The organism is Methylacidimicrobium cyclopophantes, assembly GCF_902143385.2.
GTDB lineage: Bacteria > Verrucomicrobiota > Verrucomicrobiia > Methylacidiphilales > Methylacidiphilaceae > Methylacidimicrobium > Methylacidimicrobium cyclopophantes.
This window is the reverse complement of record NZ_CABFUZ020000058.1, coordinates 1-1138: the sequence shown is the minus strand read 5'-3', so window position 1 is coordinate 1138 and position 1138 is coordinate 1. Positions and strand designations below refer to the sequence as shown.

Genomic DNA, 1138 nt, shown 5'->3' with positions numbered 1-1138 from the left:
CGGCGGCCTTCTGCGCCGACTCGACTCCGAGAAGAAAATTGTCGACGACCGGAAGCAGCGCCTGGAGAAGAGAGGCGTTCGCTAAGCGGATGGCCTCCTCTTTCTCCTTGGCCATTCTTTTCCGTGCATTCTCCCACTCGGCCAGCGTTCTCAGAAGCCGATCCTGCAGTTCGTCGGCTTCCTTCGATCGCTGCCGCCAGCGCTCGATCCGCTCGCGACTGACCAGCGTAAAGGCGGGCACATCGTTCCCGGGCGCTTCCCCGGATACGCTCTCGTCACGATTTACCGTCATAAAAGGGAAACCTTACCTTATATTCCCGACCCGCTCGAGCGCAACAAGCGTCACATCGTCAGCTAGGTCACCCGAGGAGTGGAGCGAATGCAGCTCCCGGAAAAGCTCCTCAAGGGCTGTCTGCGCATCTCCCGTTCCCGTTTTGCTGAGTGTAGCGACGAGAGCGGACTTGTCGAGCGAGGCGCCGTCCGGCCCGACGGCGTCCGTCATTCCGTCGCTGAAGAAGAGCAAAAGATCCCCCGGCTCCAAGGAAAGCGAAACATCCGCCATGACTCTATCGAAAGTCTCGATCGAATCCATTCCGAAGCAACACCCCGGCGCGTTGATTTGGATGACCTCGGAAACCCGACGAAGCAGGGGTTCCTCCTGACCGGCTCGAGCCAACCGGATCTCCCGAGTTTCCGTGTCGACGATCGCGTAAATCATGGTCACCAGCGTATGCCCGACTAGATCTCCGTGTAGCAGGCGGTTCACCCGCCGCAAGACTTCTGCGGGAGAGCGGGAAAACAGGGTTTGGGAACGGACTGCAATACGACACATTCCTCCAACCAGAGCGGCCGCAACTCCGGTTCCCGCCACATCCCCGAGCAGAATCCCCCACGTATGTCCATCGAGCGGCAAGAGATCGTAAAAGTCGCCGCTCAATTCTCCTGCAGCCAAATGGCCGGCGGCCAGACGAAACCCGGGCAACGCCGGAGCCGTTCGAGGGAAGAGCGAGTTTTGAAACAAGCGGGCGGCCAAGAGTTCGGCTTCTCTCTGACGGCTCTTTTTATCGACTCGAGGCAAAGTACGCCGTCTGGCAAAACGGAGTGCGGCTTCCCCGACCGCGACGGCCGCGCTCTGCGC

Annotated in this window: 2 protein-coding genes; both read right to left on the bottom strand. The window is 60.2% G+C overall.

What is annotated here, in order from left to right; all coding sequences use genetic code 11:
• The coding region (locus tag FN369_RS01240; protein ID WP_142524401.1) for a nucleotide exchange factor GrpE at nucleotides 1-292 on the bottom strand (292 nt) is incomplete at its 3' end.
• Between the two features lie 12 nt (nucleotides 293-304).
• Nucleotides 305-1138, bottom strand: an 834-nt coding sequence (locus tag FN369_RS01235; protein WP_142524400.1) for a PP2C family protein-serine/threonine phosphatase, incomplete at its 5' end; no start/stop codon positions are given.